The sequence below is a fragment of the Candidatus Oleimmundimicrobium sp. genome (assembly GCF_030651595.1).
Taxonomy (GTDB): domain Bacteria; phylum Actinomycetota; class Aquicultoria; order UBA3085; family Oleimmundimicrobiaceae; genus JAUSCH01.
In genome coordinates this window covers 1-2,641 of record NZ_JAUSCH010000043.1, presented here as the reverse complement: position 1 = coordinate 2,641, position 2,641 = coordinate 1, and the positions used below count along the sequence as shown (strand labels likewise).

Here is a 2,641-nt window from a genome sequence, read left to right as displayed (position 1 = left end):
TATCTTGTATCGCGTATTGCGTAGGAAATAAGAGTTGTTATAATTATGTTGTAGGGGCACAATGAATTGTACCCTCGCCATATTATTACCTAATTTCTCCTGTGGGCACGATGCATCGTGCCCCTACATTACCATTTTGTTTACTTTTTGGGTTACAATCATTATATTATGAGCTAAAGAAATACTCTAAAATAAAATGTTTCAGGGAAGGTTGTTGATTCTCTGCAATTAAGTAACTAATTTGATATAATTATACCACTAAAAGAGGTACTTAATTATAAAATTTGACAAAAAAATGATAGTTAGAGGATGGAGACTTACTCCGGAAGGTCTTTTTCTTTAATTAAAATATGAGATGATTATTACCTTTATCATTATACAAAGAAAAGGTCGAAAAATTTTTAATTCAGTAAATGAACTTGTGAGGCCTGACCCCGAATCTTCCTACAAAAAAGAAGGATTTTTTACAACTTTGTCGAAAATATAATTATGATTGTGACCACCAGTTCAATAATGAAGTGCAACGCTTGAGGTAGCAGAAAGGAATATGCTACCATCAAGGACATGAAAAAATACAATCAGTTAAGCCAAAAAGAACGAGATCTAATTGACGTATTCAGCCGTAAAGGAGAAAGCTGCGCTGCCATAGGGAAAAAGCTGAAACGAGACAAAAGCACGATTGCCCGGGAACTGAAGCGCAACAGTTCCTCTTTGTATCATTGTTATCTGGCTCATCGAGCCAACCAAAGAGCCAAGGAAAGGAGAAGCCAGGCTGTCCACAGGAAAAGGTTAAGGAATCCCCTGGTACGAGCTTATGTGTTAGCCAAACTCAAGGAAGACTGGTCCCCGGAACAGATTGCCGGCAGAATCGGGATAGACCATCCTGGTTTAAAGGTCAGCCATGAAGCAATCTACCAGTACATCTATGCCAAAGACACTGCTAACAGCAAAGAGTTAATCGCTTCTTTGAAACGGTCTCATTGTAAACGCCGGTATAAAGGACTCTATCGCCACCAGAAGAAGACGAAGATTCCCAATCGAGTATCCATTGAAAAGCGGCCGGCACAGGTAGAGACCAGGAAACAGTTTGGCCATTGGGAAACAGACAGCTTAGTCTCCAGAAAGAGTAAAGCGGCCTTAAACTCCTTAGTCGAGCGTAAAAGCCGATTGTTGTGCTTAACCGGCTTACGGCAAAAGAACGCCCGTTATACCGCCAAGGCTGTTATCCGACATCTCAAAGATCTGCCGCCGAAAGCCAGGTTAACTTTAACTCTTGACAATGGCACGGAAAATACCGGTCATGAGTTGATCACTCGTAAAACAGATATAAAATGTTACTTTGCCCATCCCTACCACTCTTGGGAACGAGGCACAAATGAAAATACCAACGGTTTAATCAGATACTACTTGCCTAAAGGTACGGATTTTAGTACAATCACCAAACAACAACTGAAATTTATCGAAAAAAGATTAAATAACAGACCAAGAAAATGTCTTGGATTTAAAACACCTAATGAAGTCGCCGCTTCTTGCGTTGCACTTCACGGTTGAATGTAAGAAATTATAAAATAAGGAAAAAACTATAAATGCAAGACCTCCGAGACTATTTTAGAGAACATCCCATAATTGCCTCCATAAGAAACGATTCAGACTTTAAATATGCTCTCAACAGTAAAACTGCCGCCCTTTTTATTCTCTACGGAGATATATTTAACCTTCCCCTGATTATGAAAAAATGTAAAGAGTATAACAAGCTGGTTTTTTTACATATGGATCTAATTAAAGGGATTGGCCGAGACCGGGAAGGGATAATGTATTTAGCCAAAAAAGAACTTTGCAATGGTATTGTCACCACCAAAAATAATCTAATCAGTATAGCTAAAAAAGAAGAGCTTATTGCCATACAGCGCCTTTTCTTGCTCGATTCTGCTGCCTTAAAGTCCGGAGAACAACTAATAAAAAATAATACGCCCGATGCTGTAGAAATTTTACCCGGAATAGCCGCTCCATATTTTATAGAACATATATATAAAGAGCTGCTCTGCCCGGTTATTGCCGGCGGCCTGATTTCTAATAAAAGCGAAATAGAGGAATTGCTTCGCAAAGGAGTTATGGCCGTATCTACCAGCATAAAAGAATTGTGGTAAATTTTTCTTTAAATATTTAAGATATCAGGTTATAATTAAAAATAGTTCGTTATACTTTTTCAGTAAGCTAATTTAGACTTTTAACAGATAACTTCAACTTGTGACTTATCAACTTAAAAATACCTCGCTAACCTACTACTAGATTAGCCTTGGATGATTGGGGATGAATTGCCCGATGCGTACACATTTGAGCTGTGCAAGCTGTATAATAGATGATTTATGCGGTGCTTTAAATCTGGTACCTTTAAAGGATGAAACTAAAAACGAAATATTAAAAGAATCATTTCGATTTCTCTCTCGAGAGTTTTCTGCAGAAAAAATTCCCTCTTACTTCATCACCGAGGTTCACCGAATATTAAAGAGGATATCAGGGATAGAGATTCCTTTTAAAGAAAGAAGAGACAAGTGTAACCAGCTTGGCATAGAGATGGCAGAGAAGATTGCTTTGGAAGCAGAAGGGCTGGAGGAATCGGAAAGATTTTCATTTTTAGTTA

At 38.2% G+C, this 2,641-nt stretch carries 3 protein-coding genes; all 3 read left to right on the top strand.

The features are described 5' to 3' along the window. Positions 1–564: 564 nt before the first annotated feature. Positions 565–1,551, top strand: coding sequence for an IS30 family transposase (locus Q7U95_RS02815; RefSeq protein ID WP_308751760.1), 987 nt, complete (start codon positions 565–567; stop codon positions 1,549–1,551). A gap of 35 nt (positions 1,552–1,586) precedes the next feature. Continuing rightward, positions 1,587–2,147 (top strand): glycerol-3-phosphate responsive antiterminator, encoded by a 561-nt coding sequence (locus Q7U95_RS02810; RefSeq protein ID WP_308751759.1) that lies wholly within the window; start codon positions 1,587–1,589, stop codon positions 2,145–2,147. A 175-nt stretch (positions 2,148–2,322) separates the two neighbouring features. After that, a partial coding sequence (locus Q7U95_RS02805; protein ID WP_308751758.1) for an ARMT1-like domain-containing protein occupies positions 2,323–2,641 on the top strand: 319 nt, incomplete at its 3' end.

Coding starts and splice junctions, on each gene's coding strand:
- Q7U95_RS02810 (WP_308751759.1), top strand. CDS start 1,587: ATGCAAGACCTCCGAGACTATTTTAGAGAACATCCCATAATTGCCTCC.
- Q7U95_RS02815 (WP_308751760.1), top strand. CDS start 565: ATGAAAAAATACAATCAGTTAAGCCAAAAAGAACGAGATCTAATTGAC.